The 17,409-nt window shown below is 70.0% G+C and carries 12 protein-coding genes; 9 read left to right on the top strand and 3 right to left on the bottom strand.

Annotated features, from left to right (window positions below):
- The first annotated feature begins 247 nt into the window (after positions 1 to 247).
- The 5 genes from QUY26_RS09450 (at position 248) to QUY26_RS09430 (ending at position 9,337) form a co-directional block, all read left to right on the top strand.
- Positions 248 to 1,951, top strand: coding sequence for a diaminobutyrate--2-oxoglutarate transaminase family protein (locus QUY26_RS09450; protein ID WP_436840296.1), 1,704 nt, complete (start codon positions 248 to 250; stop codon positions 1,949 to 1,951).
- A 183-nt stretch (positions 1,952 to 2,134) separates the two neighbouring features.
- Positions 2,135 to 4,294 carry an IucA/IucC family protein gene (locus QUY26_RS09445; protein ID WP_289944987.1) on the top strand — a complete coding sequence of 720 codons (2,160 nt, stop codon included), beginning with the start codon at positions 2,135 to 2,137 and terminating at the stop codon, positions 4,292 to 4,294.
- A 172-nt stretch (positions 4,295 to 4,466) separates the two neighbouring features.
- A complete protein-coding gene (locus QUY26_RS09440) occupies positions 4,467 to 5,243 on the top strand; it encodes a GNAT family N-acetyltransferase (protein WP_289944986.1) in 777 nt (258 codons plus the stop codon).
- Positions 5,244 to 5,325: 82 nt separating this feature from the next.
- On the top strand, positions 5,326 to 7,281 hold the full coding sequence (locus QUY26_RS09435) for an IucA/IucC family protein (protein WP_289944984.1): 1,956 nt from the start codon (positions 5,326 to 5,328) through the stop codon (positions 7,279 to 7,281).
- 40 nt (positions 7,282 to 7,321) lie between these two features.
- Positions 7,322 to 9,337 carry an ATP-dependent DNA helicase gene (locus QUY26_RS09430; protein WP_289944982.1) on the top strand — a complete coding sequence of 672 codons (2,016 nt, stop codon included), beginning with the start codon at positions 7,322 to 7,324 and terminating at the stop codon, positions 9,335 to 9,337.
- A gap of 228 nt (positions 9,338 to 9,565) precedes the next feature.
- Here the strand turns inward: QUY26_RS09430 and lexA are convergent, their stop codons facing one another.
- Positions 9,566 to 10,351 (bottom strand): transcriptional repressor LexA, encoded by a 786-nt coding sequence (gene lexA, locus QUY26_RS09425; RefSeq protein WP_289944979.1) that lies wholly within the window; start codon positions 10,349 to 10,351, stop codon positions 9,566 to 9,568.
- A 516-nt stretch (positions 10,352 to 10,867) separates the two neighbouring features.
- On the opposite strand from lexA, the gene nrdR reads away from it, so the two are divergent.
- Entirely contained in the window at positions 10,868 to 11,410 is a 543-nt protein-coding gene (nrdR, locus tag QUY26_RS09420) for a transcriptional regulator NrdR (RefSeq protein ID WP_289944977.1), read from the top strand.
- Between the two features lie 131 nt (positions 11,411 to 11,541).
- Positions 11,542 to 14,430, top strand: a complete 2,889-nt coding sequence (locus tag QUY26_RS09415) for a vitamin B12-dependent ribonucleotide reductase (protein ID WP_289944975.1) — start codon at positions 11,542 to 11,544, stop codon at positions 14,428 to 14,430.
- A gap of 61 nt (positions 14,431 to 14,491) precedes the next feature.
- Here the strand turns inward: QUY26_RS09415 and QUY26_RS09410 are convergent, their stop codons facing one another.
- Complete coding sequence (locus QUY26_RS09410; RefSeq protein WP_289944972.1) at positions 14,492 to 15,022, bottom strand: TerD family protein; 531 nt, start codon at positions 15,020 to 15,022, stop codon at positions 14,492 to 14,494.
- Between the two features lie 12 nt (positions 15,023 to 15,034).
- Between QUY26_RS09410 and QUY26_RS09405 the strand changes: the two genes are divergently transcribed.
- Both QUY26_RS09405 and QUY26_RS09400 read left to right on the top strand, forming a co-directional pair.
- Positions 15,035 to 15,976, top strand: coding sequence for an arylamine N-acetyltransferase family protein (locus QUY26_RS09405; protein WP_354670677.1), 942 nt, complete (start codon positions 15,035 to 15,037; stop codon positions 15,974 to 15,976).
- Between the two features lie 33 nt (positions 15,977 to 16,009).
- Complete coding sequence (locus QUY26_RS09400) at positions 16,010 to 16,615, top strand: YdbC family protein (RefSeq protein ID WP_289944970.1); 606 nt, start codon at positions 16,010 to 16,012, stop codon at positions 16,613 to 16,615.
- A gap of 146 nt (positions 16,616 to 16,761) precedes the next feature.
- Here QUY26_RS09400 and QUY26_RS09395 read toward each other — a convergent pair whose 3' ends face one another.
- Positions 16,762 to 17,394, bottom strand: a complete 633-nt coding sequence (locus QUY26_RS09395; RefSeq protein WP_289944968.1) for a TetR/AcrR family transcriptional regulator — start codon at positions 17,392 to 17,394, stop codon at positions 16,762 to 16,764.
- Positions 17,395 to 17,409: the final 15 nt, after the last annotated feature.

Here is a 17,409-nt window from a genome sequence, read left to right as displayed (position 1 = left end):
CGCGCACGTGCCGTCGTTGGTACGTACGGGGGACACGCTGAGTGCGTTCAACCCCCGCGCCAACTCGCTCGCGCGCCCGCGCCGGACACGGGGCCCGCGCCAAGTTCCAGCGGGAGGACCAACAGCCGTGGCCGTGACCGAGTCTGCTTCCGTGGTGGTGCCCGCGGGGCGCGATATCGCGGCGGAGGCCGCGGACCATGCAGCGGAGGGGGCGCCTGCGGGGCGTGAGGACTTGGTGGGGGCTGGGATGTCTGGGGCTTTTGATTCTGGAGCTTCTGGTGGGGCGAGTGGGTCTCGTGAAGACGGCTGCTTTAGTGGTGAATCTGTCGAAACAGGTGCACAACGAGGCGAAACGGGTGCGCAACGAGGTGAAACAGGTGCACAACCAGGCGAAACCGCTTCATGCGTAGGCGAAAGGAGTGGAGGCCCGCTCAGGGGCGCGCACGAAGGGATCCTGCGCCGCCAGTCCGCCCGGGAATCCGCCGCGCGCACCTACGCGCGTGCTCTTCCGATCGTCCCCGTACGGGCCCGCGGCATGACCATCGAGGGCGCCGACGGACAGCGCTACCTGGACTGCCTCTCCGGCGCGGGCACACTCGCCCTCGGCCACAACCACCCCGTCGTGCTCGAAGCCATCCGCGGCGTCCTCGACTCCGGAGCCCCACTCCACGTCCTTGACCTGGCCACCCCCGTCAAGGACGCCTTCACCACCGAGCTGTTCCGCACGCTCCCGCCCGCCCTCGCCGACCGCGCCCGCATCCAGTTCTGCGGCCCCGCCGGCACCGACGCGGTGGAAGCGGCCCTGAAACTCACGCGCATGGCCACCGGCCGCGAGGGCCTGCTCGCCTTCACCGGCGCCTACCACGGCATGACCGCGGGAGCCCTCGAAGCCTCCGGCGGCGCCCGTGACGTCCGCGTCGCCCGGCTGCCGTACCCCCAGGACTACCGCTGCCCCTTCGGCATCGGCGGCCCGAACGGAGCCGAACTCGCCGCCCGCTGGACCGAAAGCCTTCTCGACGACACCAAGTCCGGCGTCCCCGCCCCCGCCGCCATGATCGTCGAACCGGTCCAGGGCGAGGGCGGCGTCCTTCCTGCGCCCGACGCCTGGCTCCGCCGGATGCGCGACATCACCGCCGCACGCGGGATCCCCCTCATCGCCGACGAAGTGCAGACCGGCGTCGGCCGCACCGGCGCCTTCTGGGCCATCGAGCACAGCGGCGTCGTCCCCGACGTCCTCGTCCTGTCCAAGGCGATCGGCGGCAGCCTGCCCCTCGCCGTCGTCGTCTACCGCGACGACCTCGACGTCTGGCCTCCCGGCGCGCACGCGGGCACCTTCCGCGGCAACCAACTCGCCATGGCCGCAGGCGCCGCCACCCTCGCCCACGTACGCGAGAACCGCCTCGCCGAACGCGCCGCCACCCTCGGCACCCGCATGCTCGCGGACCTGCGCTCCCTCGCCGCCGACCACCCCTGCGTCGGCGACGCCCGCGGCCGCGGCCTGATGCTCGGCATCGAACTCGTCGACCTGGAACACGCCCGCCCCGGTGCCCAACCCACCCCCCACCCACAGCACTTGGTCGACACGACGGAACCGTCCCCGGACGTCTCGGACACCTCGCACGCCCCCACGGCCGTCACACCTCCGGCCAACCCCCAATACCCACCCCGGCACAATCACCTTCCAGAACACCAGCCGCACGACCTTCCCGACGCCCGCCCGCACCCTCCGGCCCCCGAACTGGCCGCCGCCGTACAGCGCGAGTGCCTGCGCCGCGGGCTCATCGTCGAACTCGGCGGACGGCACTCCAGCGTCGTGCGTCTCCTGCCTCCCCTCACCATCACGGACGAACAGGCGACCGCGGTCCTCGACCGACTCGCCGATGCCCTCACCGCTGCGGAGCGTTCCCACCGCCGCACCACCGGCGGCAGACTCGCACCGGACCACCTATGACGACCGCGACTCACGTCCCCTGACCGAGCCGGGCACCCACCGATCGACCTGACGACAGCCGCAGCCACCCCACCCCCTCCCAGCCGCTGCCGTCCCCGTCCCACCCCGTGCCCACTCCGCCACCCGTCCCGCCGACCACCGCCCGTCGCCAAACGGAGCCCGATCACCACACAAGGAACCCTCTTGAACGCCACCCCCGCCCCCGACGGCCGTCCCCAACCGCACTCACCGGGAGCGTGCGGCACGCAGTCCGCGCAGTCCCCGCAGACGGCGGAGGCCAGTACGGTCCCGCGGCAGAAAGGCAGGAGCCAGGAGGCCGAGCGACTGCGCCACGGCACCACCGACCTCCTCGACCACCCCGACCCGCACACCGCGGCCCAGGCCGCGGCCGTCGAGAACCTGCTGCGCTGCTGGGTGCGCGAGAACGACATGGCCCCACCGGAACACGGATCCCTGCGCATCCCCCTCGAAGCCAGCGGCACCGCCCTCCTCGTCCCCGTGGACTACTGGTCCCCGACCGGCTGGCACCGCTTCGGCCCCCCTTGCCTGCAGGACGGCCCCGCAACCGCACCACCGGTCGACGCCGTCACCGTCGCCGCCCTCCTGAGCCGCGAGACAGCCCGCACGGGCGCATCGGGCCCCCAGGCTCAGGCCGACCCCGAGCAGTCACAGTCGCCGTCGGCGGGTCCGTCGGCCGGAACCCCTCGGAGAGCCACCGAAACCGATGGTGCCGAGACCGAAGTCCTCGGACTCGGGGAGGCCGTCGAGCCCGGGGAGGCCACGGAGCCCGCGGAGGCCATCGAACCGGAGGAAGCCACCGATCCCACGGCCACCGAATCCCCGGCGGCCACCGAGCCGAAGGAAGCCCCCGAGCCCTCGGAAGCAGTCGGCGGCGCCGACCTGGTCGCCCGCGTCGCCGACTCCGTCCGCCGCACCGCCGACTTCATCGCCGACCGCAGGAACAACCCGAGCGACACCCCCGACCTGTTCCTCGCCGCCGAACAGTCCTTGCTTCTGGGCCACCCGCTGCACCCGACCCCGAAGAGCCGCGAAGGGCTCTCCGACACCGAATCCCGTCTCTACTCACCGGAGTTGCGCGGCGCCTTCCCGCTGCACTGGCTCGCCGTCGACCGCTCGGTGCTCGCGATGGACTCGGCCTGGACCGAACGCGGCCGCACCGTCACCGCCGACCAGCTCGCCATCCGCCTCGCCGGCCCCGACCTGGTCCTGCCCGACAACCACGCCGTCCTCCCCGCGCACCCGTGGCAGATCCGCGAACTCCGCCACCGCCCCGAGACCGCCGCCCTGCTCGACGCCGGACTCCTCAAGGACCTCGGCCCGCACGGCGCTCCCTGGCACCCCACCTCCTCCGTCCGCACGCTCTACCGCTCCGGCGCCCCGGCCATGCTGAAGCTGTCGCTGGCCCTGCGCATCACCAACTCCCGTCGTGAGAACCTCCGCAAAGAACTCCACCGCGGCGTCGAGGTCCACCGGCTGCTGCGCAGCGGCCTCGCCGAGCAGTGGCAGGCGGCCCACCCCGGGTTCGACGTGATCCGTGACCCGGCCTGGCTCGCCGTCACCGGAGCCGACGGAGAAGCCGTCGCCGGGTTCGACGTGATGATCCGGCACAACCCCTTCCGCCCCGGCGACGACGTGGCCTGCGTCGCCGGACTCGTCTCACCCAGGCCGCCCGCCCAGCCCACCGGCCAGGACCGGCCGCCGATGCACTCCCGGCTCGCCGCGATCATCACCCGGCTCGCCGGACACACCGGCCGTCCGCGAGGAGCCGTCGCCACGGAGTGGTTCCTGCGCTACCTCCAGAACGTCGTACGCCCCGTGCTCTGGCTCGACAGCGAAGCAGGCGTCGCCCTCGAAGCCCACCAGCAGAACACCCTGCTGCTCCTCGACCCCGACGGCTGGCCCACGGGCGGCCGCTACCGCGACAACCAGGGCTACTACTTCCGCGAGTCCCGCCGCGCCGAACTGGACAGGCGGCTCCCCGGCATCGGCCGGCACAGCGACACCTTCGTGTCCGACGAGGTCACCGACGAGCGCTTCGCCTACTACCTCGGCGTCAACAACGTCCTCGGCCTCATCGGCGCCCTGGGCGCCGAACGCCTCGCCGACGAAAGGCTGTTGCTCGCCGCGTTCCGCCGCTTCCTCCTCGACGTCGCCTCCGGCCCCGACCGGCTCCGCACCCCACTGCCCGCCCGACTGCTCGACTCACCCGTGCTGCGGTGCAAGGCCAACCTCCTGACCCGCCTGCACGGGCTCGACGAACTCGTCGGCCCCGTCGACACCCAATCCGTCTACGTCACCATCTCGAATCCCCTCCACAAGTAGCCCGCTCCACCTTTCCGAACCTCGCCAGGGACCCCCAGCTCCACAGCGGCCGAGACCACTTCGTTTGCGCCACCGCGGACCACGCCCCCTTCCCCCGCCGATGACCATGACCCCTTCCTGAGGACCAGGCCCCACCCCTGCCGAATCCATCCACTCCGAGAGGAGCGACGCCGTGCCTCCCACCGACGCGAGCACCGACGCCGGAACAGATCCCGCCACCGCGGGCACCCCGGACTGCGAAGACACCCTGGACCTGCGGCTGCCCGACGATCTCGTCGTGCTGATCGCCGACTGCGGTGGGCACACGGCGCCCCTCACCTCCGACGCGGCAGCGGGCTCGGACGACGTGTCGGCCACCGAGCCCGGCCCGCCCCGCAGCGACCTGCTCGACCACGTGGCCACATGGAGCCCGGCCACCACCGACGCGGGCGTCTTCCAACTCGTCCCCGTACGCATCGAACGCGACCTGGCGCTGATCAGCAGGTGGATGAACGACCCCGCCGTGGCGGCCTTCTGGGAACTGGCCGGACCGGCATCCGTCACGGAGAACCACCTGCGCCCCCAGCTCGACGGCGACGGACGCAGCGTGCCCTGCCTCGGCGTCCTCGACGGCGCCCCCATGAGTTACTGGGAGATCTACCGCGCCGACCTCGACCCACTGGCCCGCCACTACCCCGCACGCCCTCACGACACCGGAATCCACCTCCTCGTCGGCGGCGTCGCCGATCGTGGCCGGGGCCTCGGTACCACCTTGCTGCGGGCCGTCGCCGATCTCGTACTCGATCACCGGCCCTCCTGCGCACGTGTCGTAGCCGAACCGGACCTGCGCAACACCCCCTCCGTCTCCGCCTTTCTCAGCGCCGGCTTCCGCTTCGCCGCCGAGGTGGACCTCCCTGACAAACGAGCGGCGCTCATGGTCCGCGACCGGGCTCTGCGCGCCGTGCTGTGACCCGCTCAGCCCGCCCCTTTTCGATCCGCTCACTTCTGATACACCGCTCGACCCGATCCGGTTCCCTCCCCGAGGAGTCCCCGTGCCGAATCTTTCCGATCCCGCGACACCCAACGACCCCGACGCCCTTTACGACCCGCCTGAGCTCACCGCGGAACGCTGGGAGGAGGCCGGGCGCCGACTCCTCGCCAAGATCGTCGGCGAGTTCGCGTACGAAGAGATCCTCAGTCCGGTACCAGCTGTGGCGGTGAGCGCCGACCGCCGAGGAGGCGAGGCCGGGGGCAGGGGACGCGAGGAAGGCAGTCGGGGGACTGCCGGAGGAGGTGAGGCAGGTGTCACGGAAGGCGAGCGGCACGCCGCGGACACGTACACCTTGCTTCTCGACGAACCCGCCACGCCCGGCGAGCGCCGCCCCCGCCTCACCTTCCGCGCCCACCGCGGCGCCTACGGCAGCTGGCGGGTGGCCCCGGCGAGCCTGACGCTCACCGACGCCACCGGCAGCCCGGCTCCCTGCGCCGACCCCCTGCGCTTCCTGACCGTCGCCCGCCGCACCCTGGACCTCGACGGCGCCACCCTCGGCCACCTCATCCGCGAACTGACCGCGACGCTGAGCGCCGACACTCGCCTCGACCACGGAGCGCTCAGCGCCGCACAGCTCGCCGACCTCGGCTACGCGGAGCTCGAAGGGCACCAGACGGGCCACCCCTGGCTCGTCCTCAACAAGGGCCGCATCGGCTTCTCCGCGACGGACACCGCACGCTGGGCACCCGAAGCCCGCACCGACACGGCCATCCCCTGGATCGCCGTGCACCACAGCATCGCCACCTACCGGGGCGTGCCGGGCCTGGACACCGCGGACGACCTCTACGCGCGCGAGCTCGACGCGGAGACACGCGAGTCCTACGCGGCCATACTCGGCGCACGCGGCCTCGACCCGCGGGAGTACCTCTACCTGCCCGTTCACCCCTGGCAGTGGGACGACGTCGTGCTGCCCCTGTTCGCCCCGTCCGTCGCCGCCGGCACCATCGTCCCGCTCCCCAGCGACGGCGATCTGCGCCTGCCCCAGCAGTCGATCCGGACGTTCCTGAACACCACACGTCCCGACCGGCACACCATCAAGCTCCCGCTGTCGGTTCTCAACACCCTCGTGTGGCGCGGTCTGCCCACCGAGCGGACGGTCGCCGCCTCGGCCGTCACCTCCTGGGTGCATGCCCTGCGCGACGGCGATCCGTTCCTTCGGGACGAGTGCCGGGTGATCCTCCTCGGCGAGGTCGCCTCCGTTGCCGTCGAGCACCCCGTCTACGACTCGCTCCCGGAAGTGCCCTACCAGTACAAAGAACTGCTGGGAGCGATCTGGCGCGAGCCCCTCACGCGCTACCTCGCGCCCGGGGAGCGCGCCCGCACCCTCGCCGCGCTTCTGCACACCGATCCCCAGGGCCGCGCTTTCGTCACGGAGCTCGTCGCCCGCTCCGGGCTGACGCCCACCGCGTGGCTGACGCATCTGTTCGCTGCCCTGCTGCCGCCCCTGCTGCAGTTCCTCTACCGCTACGGAACGGTGTTCTCCCCTCACGGGGAGAACACCATCGTCGTCTTCGACGACAACGACGTCCCCGTGCGCCTTGCGGTCAAGGACTTCGTGGACGACGTCAACGTCAGTGCGGAGCCTGTTCCGGAGCACGCCTCCATGCCCGACGACGTCCGAGACATCCTGCTCACCGAGCCGCCGGCGTTCCTGACCCAGTTCATCCACGCCGGGCTCTTCGTAGGCGTCTTCCGCTACCTCGCACCGCTGTGCGAGGACCAACTCGGCGTCCCGGAAGCCGACTTCTGGTCCCTCGTGCGGGCCGAGATCCTTCGGCACCAGGCCCGCGCCCCCGAGCTGAAGGAGCGGTACGAGACATTCGACCTGCTCACACCCCGTATCGCGCGCCTGAGCCTGAACCGGAACCGGCTCCACCTCGACGGCTACCGCGACCGCTCCGAGCGCCCGCACGCAGCCGTCCACGGGACCGTGGCCAACCCCCTCCATCAGCCTTGATCGCAGTGTTGTCAGTGGGGCACCGTAGGGTGGTCGAGCTATGACGAAGCCCTCCCTCCCCGAGCTCCTGCACGCCGCCGTCGCCGCCGTCGGTGGTACGGAGCGCCCCGGCCAGGTGACCATGGCCGAGACCGTCGCCGAGGCGATCGACGACGGTTCCCACCTGCTGGTCCAGGCCGGCACCGGCACCGGAAAGTCCCTCGGCTATCTGGTGCCCGCGTTGGCGCACGGGGAGCGGGTCGTCGTCGCGACGGCCACCCTGGCCCTCCAGCGCCAGCTGGTCGAGCGCGACCTGCCGCGGACGGTGGACGCCCTGCATCCGCTGCTGCGCCGCCGCCCCGACTTCGCGATGCTCAAGGGCCGGTCGAACTACCTCTGTCTGCACCGACTGCACGAGGGCGTGCCGCAGGACGAGGAAGAGGGACTGTTCGACCAGTTCGAGGCGGCGACGCCCACCAGCAAGCTCGGCCGTGATCTGCTGCGCATGAGGGACTGGGCGGACGAGACGGAGACGGGCGACCGCGACGACCTCACTCCGGGCGTCTCCGACCGTGCCTGGGCGCAGGTGTCCGTCTCGTCCAGAGAGTGTCTGGGCGCCTCGAAGTGCGCGTACGGCCAGGAGTGCTTCGCCGAGATGGCCCGTGAGCGCGCGAAGCTCGCCGATGTCGTGGTCACCAATCACGCGCTGCTCGCGATCGACGCCATCGAGGGCGCCCCCGTCCTGCCCCAGCACGAGGTGCTGATCGTGGACGAGGCCCATGAGCTGGTGTCCCGTGTCACCGGTGTCGCCACCGGCGAGCTCACCCCGGGGCAGGTCAACCGCGCGGTGCGGCGCGCGGCGAAGCTGGTGAACGAGAAGGCGGCAGATCAGCTCCAGACGGCCGCTGAGGGCTTCGAGCGACTCATGGAGCTGGCACTGCCGGGGCGCCTGGAAGAGGTCCCCGAAGACCTCGGTTATGCCCTGATGGCGCTGCGTGACGCCGCTCGGACGGTCATCTCCGCGCTCGGCTCCACCCGCGACAAGTCCGTTCAGGACGAGGACGTGGTCCGCAAGCAGGCCCTGGCATCCGTGGAGACGATCCACGACGTGGCGGAGCGCATCACGAACGGCTCCGAGTACGACGTCGTCTGGTACGAACGCCACGACCGCTTCGGTGCCTCTCTGCGGGTGGCTCCGATGTCCGTCTCGGGCCTGCTCCGCGAGAAGCTGTTCACCGACCGCTCGGTGGTCCTTACGTCCGCCACGCTCAAGCTCGGCGGTGACTTCAACGGCGTCGGGGCGTCGCTCGGGCTGTCTCCCGAGGGCACCCACACCGAGGACGCGCCCGTCTGGAAGGGCGTCGACGTCGGCTCTCCCTTCGACTACCGCAAGCAGGGCATCCTGTACGTCGCACAGCACCTGGCACGTCCGGGGCGCGAGGGTACGCGCGGGGACATGCTGGACGAGCTCACCGAGCTGATCGAGGCTGCAGGCGGGCGGACGCTCGGACTGTTCTCGTCGATGCGGGCGGCCCAGGCGGCGGCCGAGGAGCTGCGAGGCAGGCTCGACATGCCGATCCTGTTGCAAGGCGAGGAGACGCTGGGCGAGCTGATCAAGGGATTCGCGGCCGACGCGCGGACGTGTCTGTTCGGCACGCTCTCGCTCTGGCAGGGCGTCGACGTACCGGGCGCGAACTGCCAGCTGGTGATCATGGACAAGATCCCGTTCCCGCGTCCCGACGACCCGCTGATGAGTGCCCGGCAGAAGGCTGTGGACGAGGCGGGCGGCAATGGCTTCATGGCGGTCGCGGCGACCCATGCCGCGCTGCTGATGGCCCAGGGCGCCGGTCGTCTCGTCCGGGCGTCGGGGGACCGCGGTGTGGTGGCGGTCCTGGACCCACGCTTGGCCACCGCGCGCTACGGGAGCTATCTGCGGGCCTCGCTGCCGGAGTTCTGGTACACGACGGACCGGAACCAGGTGCGCCGCTCTCTGGCGGCGATCGACGCGGCAGCGGTGGCCGCCGAGGCGTCGGCGGGAGCAGGGGGGCCGGAGGCGGGCGAGGGCTCGGAGGGGTAGTCCGACGCCCGTTTGCGTTCGGCTGGATCGCGGGGGCGGGCGGCGGTCCGGGGGCGCGCGGCCGTCGTAGCGGCGGGGCTGAGCCGTAGGCCGCGGCCTACGGCGCGACGAGGCCAGTGCGCAGCAGGGCCAGGACGCGCAGAAGCGCGCTGCGCAGCGGCGAGAACACAAGAGACGGGCCCCGGAACCGGCGCAGTAGGTTCCGGGGCCCGTGTCAGGGGCGGAGGCTCACACGCGACGCAGGACCGCGACGACCTTGCCGAGGATCGTCGCCTCGTCGCCGGGGATCGGCTGGTACGCGGAGTTGTGCGGCAGGAGCCAGACGTGTCCGTCCTCGCGCTTGAAGCGCTTGACGGTCGCTTCGCCGTCGAGCATGGCGGCGACGATGTCGCCGTTCTCGGCGACGGGCTGCCGGCGGACCGTGACCCAGTCCCCGTCGCAGATGGCGGCCTCGATCATGGAGTCGCCGACGACCTTCAGGACGAACAGCTCACCGTCGCCGACGAGCTGGCGGGGGAGGGGGAACACGTCCTCGACGGATTCCTCGGCGAGGATCGGGCCGCCCGCCGCGATGCGGCCGACCAGGGGGACGTACGAAGCGGCCGGCTTGCCCGTGGTGTCCGTGGCCTGGGTGCTGGGCTGGTCCGAACCCCGGACCTCGTAGGCCCGCGGGCGGTGCGGGTCGCGGCGCAGGAAGCCCTTGCGCTCGAGAGCCATCAGCTGGTGGGCCACCGACGAGGTGCTGGAGAGGCCGACCGCCTGACCGATCTCCCGCATCGACGGCGGGTAGCCACGCCGCTGCACCGAGTCCCTGATGACTTCGATCACCCGGCGCTGGCGATCGGTGAGTCCCGAGCTGTCGGCGCGGATTCCTGGAGGTCGGCCCGGCAGGGAGCGCGTGGGCTTGGGCCCCTCCTGGTTCGTGGCTGTGTCATTCATGGCATGCACCGGCTCGAATCGGCTCTGGGAGCGGTCCTGGGCAGTGATGGTGGCGCTGTTTGCGGTGGTGGTCACGTCGGTCGGCCCCTCTCGAGATGTTCTCCCTAGTTAGCCAACGGTAGTTGCTTTCGAAAGGTTGCGCCAAACACACGTTCGAGTGAAAAATCGTAGATTCCCTGCCCTGATCATGTGTCTGGGTGTATGGCTGACGTTCGGGCCGAAAGGAATTTCGGTTCATTACGGTACGCTTCACCGCCGGGGTCCAGGCCCTGCCGAGTGAGGCTCCCATAGTGCCATTCGGTGCTCCTTCAACCAGGTACTGGGATCTCTCGGGTGGCGTCGGCGAAGGCCCGCACGCCCGCCCGTCCGGTGGCTCCGTGACCGCCCTTCCGGCGGGCGCCGCGACACGCGGTCGCGCCGAGGATGACGAGCAAACCCCAGATGTAGTGGTTGGATTGCGACCGCAGCCTAGAAGTTGTGGTCCCCGGTCTTCCGGGGTCGCGGGCATCGCCTATGCTTGGGGCTGCTTCGAGGGGCCCAAGGGTCCTTGGAGGCCTCTGTGTCGTGCCATGAAGGAGGGTTGGGAGATCCATGCACTGCCCCTTCTGTAGGCACCCCGACAGCCGCGTGGTCGACAGCCGCACCACTGATGACGGCACGTCGATCCGCAGGCGCCGTCAGTGCCCGGACTGCTCGCGTCGTTTCACGACCGTGGAGACCTGCTCCCTGATGGTCGTCAAGCGCAGCGGCGTCACCGAGCCCTTCAGCCGCACCAAGGTCATCAACGGCGTCCGCAAGGCATGCCAGGGGCGGCCCGTGACCGAGGACGCGCTGGCGCAGCTCGGCCAGCGCGTCGAAGAGGCGGTCCGGGCCACCGGAAGTGCCGAACTGACCACCCACGACGTGGGACTGGCCATACTCGGCCCGCTGCAGGAACTCGACCTCGTCGCCTATTTGCGCTTCGCGTCCGTGTACCGGGCGTTCGACTCGCTCGAGGACTTCGAGGCCGCGGTCGAAGAGCTGAGGGAGCGGCGCGACGCCGCGCCGGACGGCTCCGGAGCGGAATCTGACGCGACCGGCCGCGGGCCCGGTGGGGCTGCCGAAGTCCCGCAGCCTGCCACCGCCGGCGACTGACCTTTCACGGTCCGACGGCGAACCAGACCTGTCGTGGTCGCCCCCAGTGGTGCCCGCGACACAAGACACACACCGTGCTGCGGGAAGAACGTGGCACTTCAGGGCGTTTTAGCCTGATACAGGGAGGCGGCATGACCGAGACGACGAGCGGCCCCGCGCGAGGTTCGCGCGCGAAGGGACCCAAGGGCGGCAAGGGCCTGCGCATCGAGCGCATCCACACGACCCCGGGCGTGCACCCGTACGACGAGGTGGTCTGGGAGCGCCGTGACGTCGTCATGACCAACTGGCGCGACGGTTCGGTCAACTTCGAGCAGCGGGGCGTCGAGTTCCCCGACTTCTGGTCGGTGAACGCGGTCAACATCGTCACGAGCAAGTACTTCCGCGGCGCGGTCGGCACGCCGCAGCGCGAAGTGAGCCTGAAGCAGCTCATCGACCGCATCGTGAAGACGTATCGGAAGGCCGGTGAGGACTACAAGTACTTCTCCTCGCCCGCCGACGCCGAGATCTTCGAGCACGAGCTGGCGTACGCCCTCCTGCACCAGATCTTCAGCTTCAACAGCCCGGTGTGGTTCAACGTCGGCACGCCCCAGCCGCAGCAGGTCTCGGCCTGCTTCATCCTGTCCGTCGACGACTCCATGGAGTCGATCCTCGACTGGTACAAGGAAGAGGGCATGATCTTCAAGGGCGGCTCCGGTGCCGGCCTGAACCTCTCCCGTATCCGTTCCTCCAAGGAACTGCTGTCCTCCGGAGGCAACGCCTCGGGTCCGGTCTCCTTCATGCGGGGTGCCGACGCCTCCGCAGGGACGATCAAGTCGGGCGGCGCCACGCGCCGCGCGGCCAAGATGGTCATCCTCGACGTCGACCACCCCGACATCGAGGGCTTCATCGAGACCAAGGTCAAGGAAGAGGAGAAGATCCGCGCGCTGCGTGACGCGGGCTTCGACATGGACCTGGGCGGCGACGACATCACGTCCGTCCAGTACCAGAACGCCAACAACTCGGTCCGTGTGAACGACGAGTTCATGAAGGCCGTGGAGAACGGCGACAAGTTCGGCCTGCGCGCCCGTATGACCGGCGACGTCATCGAGGAGGTGGACGCCAAGTCGCTCTTCCGCAAGATGGCCGAGGCCGCCTGGGCCTGCGCCGACCCGGGCATCCAGTACGACGACACCATCAACGCCTGGCACACCTGCCCGGAGTCCGGCCGTATCAACGGCTCGAACCCCTGCAGCGAGTACATGCACCTGGACAACACGTCCTGCAACCTCGCCTCGCTGAACCTGATGAAGTTCCTCAAGGACGACGGCAACGGCGTCCAGTCGTTCGAGTCCGAGCGCTTCGCCAAGGTCGTCGAGCTGGTCATCACGGCGATGGACATCTCCATCTGCTTCGCGGACTTCCCGACCCAGAAGATCGGCGAGAACACCCGCGCCTTCCGCCAGCTCGGCATCGGCTACGCGAACCTGGGCGCCCTGCTGATGGCGACCGGCCACGCGTACGACTCCGACGGCGGCCGCGCCCTCGCCGGTGCCATCACGTCGCTGATGACCGGCACCTCGTACAAGCGCTCCGCGGAGCTCGCGGCGGTCGTCGGCCCCTACGACGGCTACGCCCGCAACGCCGCCCCGCACAAGCGCGTCATGAAGCAGCACGCCGACGCCAACGCCTCGGCCGTCCGCATGGACGACCTGGACACCCCGATCTGGGCCGCCGCCACGGAGGCCTGGCAGGACGTCCTGCGCCTCGGCGAGAAGAACGGTTTCCGTAACTCGCAGGCCTCGGTCATCGCGCCGACCGGCACCATCGGTCTCGCCATGTCCTGCGACACGACCGGTCTCGAGCCCGACCTGGCCCTGGTCAAGTTCAAGAAGCTCGTCGGCGGCGGCTCGATGCAGATCGTCAACGGCACCGTGCCGCAGGCCCTGCGTCGCCTCGGCTACCAGGAGGAGCAGATCGAGGCGATCGTCGCCCACATCGCCGAGAACGGCAATGTGATCGACGCCCCGGGCCTGAAGACCAAGCACTACGAGGTCTTCGACTGCGCCATGGGTGAGCGCTCCATCTCCGCCATGGGGCACGTCCGGATGATGGCGGCCATCCAGCCGTGGATCTCCGGCGCGCTCTCCAAGACGGTCAACCTCCCCGAGACCGCGACGGTCGAGGACGTCGAGGAGGTCTACTTCGAGGCCTGGAAGCTGGGCGTCAAGGCGCTCGCGATCTACCGCGACAACTGCAAGGTCGGCCAGCCCCTCTCCGCCAAGAAGAAGGAGGAGGAGAAGGCTGAGATCGCCGAGAAGGCCGAGGGCACGATCCGCAGCGCGGTCGAGAAGGTGGTCGAATACCGCCCGGTCCGCAAGCGTCTGCCGAAGGGTCGTCCGGGCATCACCACGTCCTTCACGGTCGGCGGTGCCGAGGGCTACATGACGGCGAACTCCTACCCGGACGACGGTCTGGGCGAGGTCTTCCTGAAGATGTCCAAGCAAGGTTCGACCCTCGCGGGCATGATGGACGCCTTCTCCATCGCCGTCTCCGTCGGTCTGCAGTACGGCGTGCCCCTGGAGACGTACGTCTCCAAGTTCACGAACATGCGCTTCGAGCCGGCCGGCATGACGGACGACCCGGATGTGCGGATGGCGCAGTCGATCGTCGACTACATCTTCCGCCGCCTGGCGCTGGACTTCCTGCCCTTCGAGACCCGCTCCGCGCTCGGCATCCACTCCGCCGAGGAGCGTCAGCGTCACCTGGAGACCGGTTCGTACGAGCCGGCCGACGAGGATGTCGACGTCGAGGGCCTGGCCCAGTCCGCCCCGCGGCAGACGGAGGTCCTGAAGGCCGTCGCCACGCCGAAGCCGGAGTCCGAGACGGCTGCTCCGCAGGCTCACACCAGTGCTGAGCTCGTCGAGATGCAGCTGGGCATCCAGGCCGACGCGCCGCTGTGCTTCTCCTGCGGTACGAAGATGCAGCGCGCCGGTTCGTGCTACATCTGCGAGGGCTGCGGCTCCACCAGTGGTTGCAGCTGACCGCTTGACGCCGTGAGGTGAGGGGCGGCGGGCCTTCGGGCCCGCCGCCCCTCACCTCGTCTCAGCGGACGCCGCCCATCGCGGCCGTGAAGGACGCCAGGTCGGTGTCGAAGCCGTGGAGCAGCTCGCGGAACGCCCAGGTCCCGCCCGGCTGGTCCCGGGCGAACTCGGCGACCACAGCGGCCGTGCAATCGGCCACTTCCGTGAAGTCCTGCTCGACGAGGTTCGTGTGCCCCTCGCGGATCCGGAACGAGGCATTCAGTATGTCCCCGAAGACCCGGCCCTCCGAAGGCTGCTGGATGGCTACGCCGACCACTACGCGTACATACCTCTCAGCAAGCCGATCGAGCTCCAGGACCATGACCTCGTCGTACCCGAAACCCTGACCGGTCTTGCTGTCCCTGCTGAGCGTGATCGTGCCGTCCGGGGAGCGGCTGTCGAAGTGCACGAGGTACGCGGGGCTGCCGTGGGGGTCGTCGCTGGTGTACGTCGCGGCCACTATGTCCAGATCGTGGGCCGACGCCCCGGCGGGGCTCGGGTCCCACTTCAGCCCGACCTCGACCTTCTTGAGCCCCTTCCGGATGTTGCTCACGAACTCCCCCTCGTGCTTGGTGCGTTGTCAGTGCTGTTGTCAGTGCTACGGACCACGCTAAGGCCTGCCACTGACATCGGTGCCAGGAACTGTCCGGTTGCGTGCGCGACGGCGCTGGCGATCATTGACCGCATGACTTGGAACGGGGAAGAACTGGACATCGACGCCTACTTGGCGAGGATCGGGTACGAGGGTGAGGCGAAGCCGAACCTCGAGACGCTGCGCGCGCTCCACAGAGGACACGTGGCCGGGATCCCCTTCGAGAATCTCGAGATCATGCTCGGCCGGCCGGTGCTGCTGGACCTGGAGGCACTGCAGGACAAGATGGTGCGCCGACGGCGCGGCGGCTACTGCTACGAACAGAACCTGCTGTTCGCCGCGGCCCTGGAGCGCATCGGCTTCCCCGTCAAGGGACTCGGCGCCCGCGTCCGGGTGGGAGCTTCCACCACGCGCGCGGTGACCCACATGCTCCTGAACGTCGAAGCGGACGGTGAACAGTGGCACTGCGATGTCGGGTTCGGAGCCGACGGGCTGCTCGAACCGATCCCGATGCGTGCGGGTGTCGACGTACCACAAGGAGAGTGGCGGTTCGGCATCGGGAGTGAAGAGGAAGGAGTGCAGGTGCTTCGCACCCAGAACTCCGCCGGTTGGTTCGACCTTTACGCGTACGCGCCCACCCGGTGCCTGCCCGTCGACTACGTAGTCATGAATCACTACACCTCAACTCATCACAAATCCCCGTTCATTCGCCGCCCGGTGCTGCAACAGGCTGCCCCGGAGTTGCGGAGTCGGCTGATCGGCGCGCAGCTGGCCCGCACGCGCCCCGACGGATCCCGTGACGAATGCGACGTACCTGTAAGCGGGTTGCGGAACACACTCGTGCGGGAGTTCGGCATCGAGTTGGAGGATGGCGAGTTCGCCGAGCTGATCCGGGTGCACTACGCCGGAGCGTGACCCTGGCCACGCGCCGCGCCGTACGATGGCGCGGTGCTGGTCAAGTGGATTCGCTGCACCGTGGTGGACCGCCGGGGTTTCGAGCGGGCGCAGCGAAAGTGGGCGGGGCTTCTGGGGGAGCCGGGGTTCCGGGGACAGGGCGGAGGATGGAGTCGCGGTCGACCGGATGTGGCGCATGTCTTCGCGTTCTGGGAGAGCCGCGCCTTCTACGACTCCTTCATGGCCCGCTCGCACGACCGGCTGGCCTCAGCGCAGGTGGGGACGTACAAGAACCTGCAGGCCAAGCTCTTCGATCACCGCTTCGACGTGAAGACGGGGTTCGAGCCGCGGTTCACGGACGCGGACGTGGTGCGGGTGGCGCACTGTCGCGTTCATGAGGCGCGGGTGGAGAACTTCGCGCTGATGCAGGAGAAGGTCTGGAACCCGGCCATGGCGGGCTCGCCCGGAATGGTGCGCGGCCTCTTCGGGGAGGCCCCCGGCCATGAGTTCCTGGTCCTCTCCATGTGGCAGTCGGCCGCGGAGCACGGGAAGTACCGCGTGGAACGGGTGGAACGGCTCGCGCTGCGCGCGCAGACGGAGGCGGATGTGGCGGCGATCGCGGGGGACGTGGTCCAGTTGGAACCTTCGTGGACTGTGTGACGTTCTGATGGTGTGAGGCGGCGAGGTGTCGCCGCGATCAGTGCCAGTGCCGGGTGCGTGGTCGGGGTCGTCGCGGTGGACGAGGGTTGTGCGGGGCATCGCTTGCAGGGCGGCTCCGCGGGCCCTTCGCGGCAGCCCGTACGTACTCAGCGCCTCGCGAACGCCCCCGCGCGCGTCGCCGCAAGCACCGCCGCCGCGCACTGGTCGGCCAGCGCCCCGTCGATCGGCTCCCGAGTGACGAACAGACGGAGCATCAGCGGCGCGGAGACGGCGCGCACGAGCGCCGCCGCGTCGGTGTCCCGGTCCGCCTCGCCCCGATCCACGGCCCGTGCGACCACGGCCTCGCAGCGGGAGAACCGCTCGGCGTAGAAAGCCCGCAGGGCGTCGGCGGCGCGCGGGGACTGGAACGAGGCGGCGATGAAGGCGGTCGGCGCCGCCGCCTTCGACTCGTCGGTGAACGCGTCGACGACCTCATGTGCGAGCGCGCGCAGATCGCCTTCCAGGCTGCCGGTGTCCGGCGGGGTCCAGGTGTCCTCGCCCGCGAGGTCGAGCGCGTCGGCCACCAGGCCCTCCAGGCCACCCCAACGCCGGTACAGCGTGGTCTTGTGCACGCCGGAGTGCTCGGCGACGTACTCGATCGTCAGGCCTGGATAGCCCTGGTCACTGAGCCCGCTCAGGACTGCGTCGCGGACCGCCGCACGGGTGCGGGCGGTACGGCCGCCGGGGCGGCGAGTGCCGGGTGCGGGCTGCTCGTCGGCGTGAACGCCCTCGTTCGTCATCTCGTTCCTTCGCCT

It is taken from the genome of Streptomyces flavofungini (genome assembly GCF_030388665.1).
Classification (GTDB): Bacteria; Actinomycetota; Actinomycetes; order Streptomycetales; family Streptomycetaceae; genus Streptomyces; species Streptomyces flavofungini_A.
The sequence above is the reverse complement of the archived record's forward strand: the minus strand, read 5'-3'. Positions and strand labels throughout refer to the sequence as shown.

Bases quoted from the DNA above. Each gene is read 5' to 3' on its own strand.
- QUY26_RS09415 (WP_289944975.1), top strand. From the start codon at position 11,542: ATGACCGAGACGACGAGCGGCCCCGCGCGAGGTTCGCGCGCGAAGGGA.
- QUY26_RS09450 (WP_436840296.1), top strand. From the start codon at position 248: ATGTCTGGGGCTTTTGATTCTGGAGCTTCTGGTGGGGCGAGTGGGTCT.
- nrdR (WP_289944977.1), top strand. From the start codon at position 10,868: ATGCACTGCCCCTTCTGTAGGCACCCCGACAGCCGCGTGGTCGACAGC.
- QUY26_RS09395 (WP_289944968.1), bottom strand. From the start codon at position 17,394: ATGACGAACGAGGGCGTTCACGCCGACGAGCAGCCCGCACCCGGCACT.
- QUY26_RS09430 (WP_289944982.1), top strand. From the start codon at position 7,322: ATGACGAAGCCCTCCCTCCCCGAGCTCCTGCACGCCGCCGTCGCCGCC.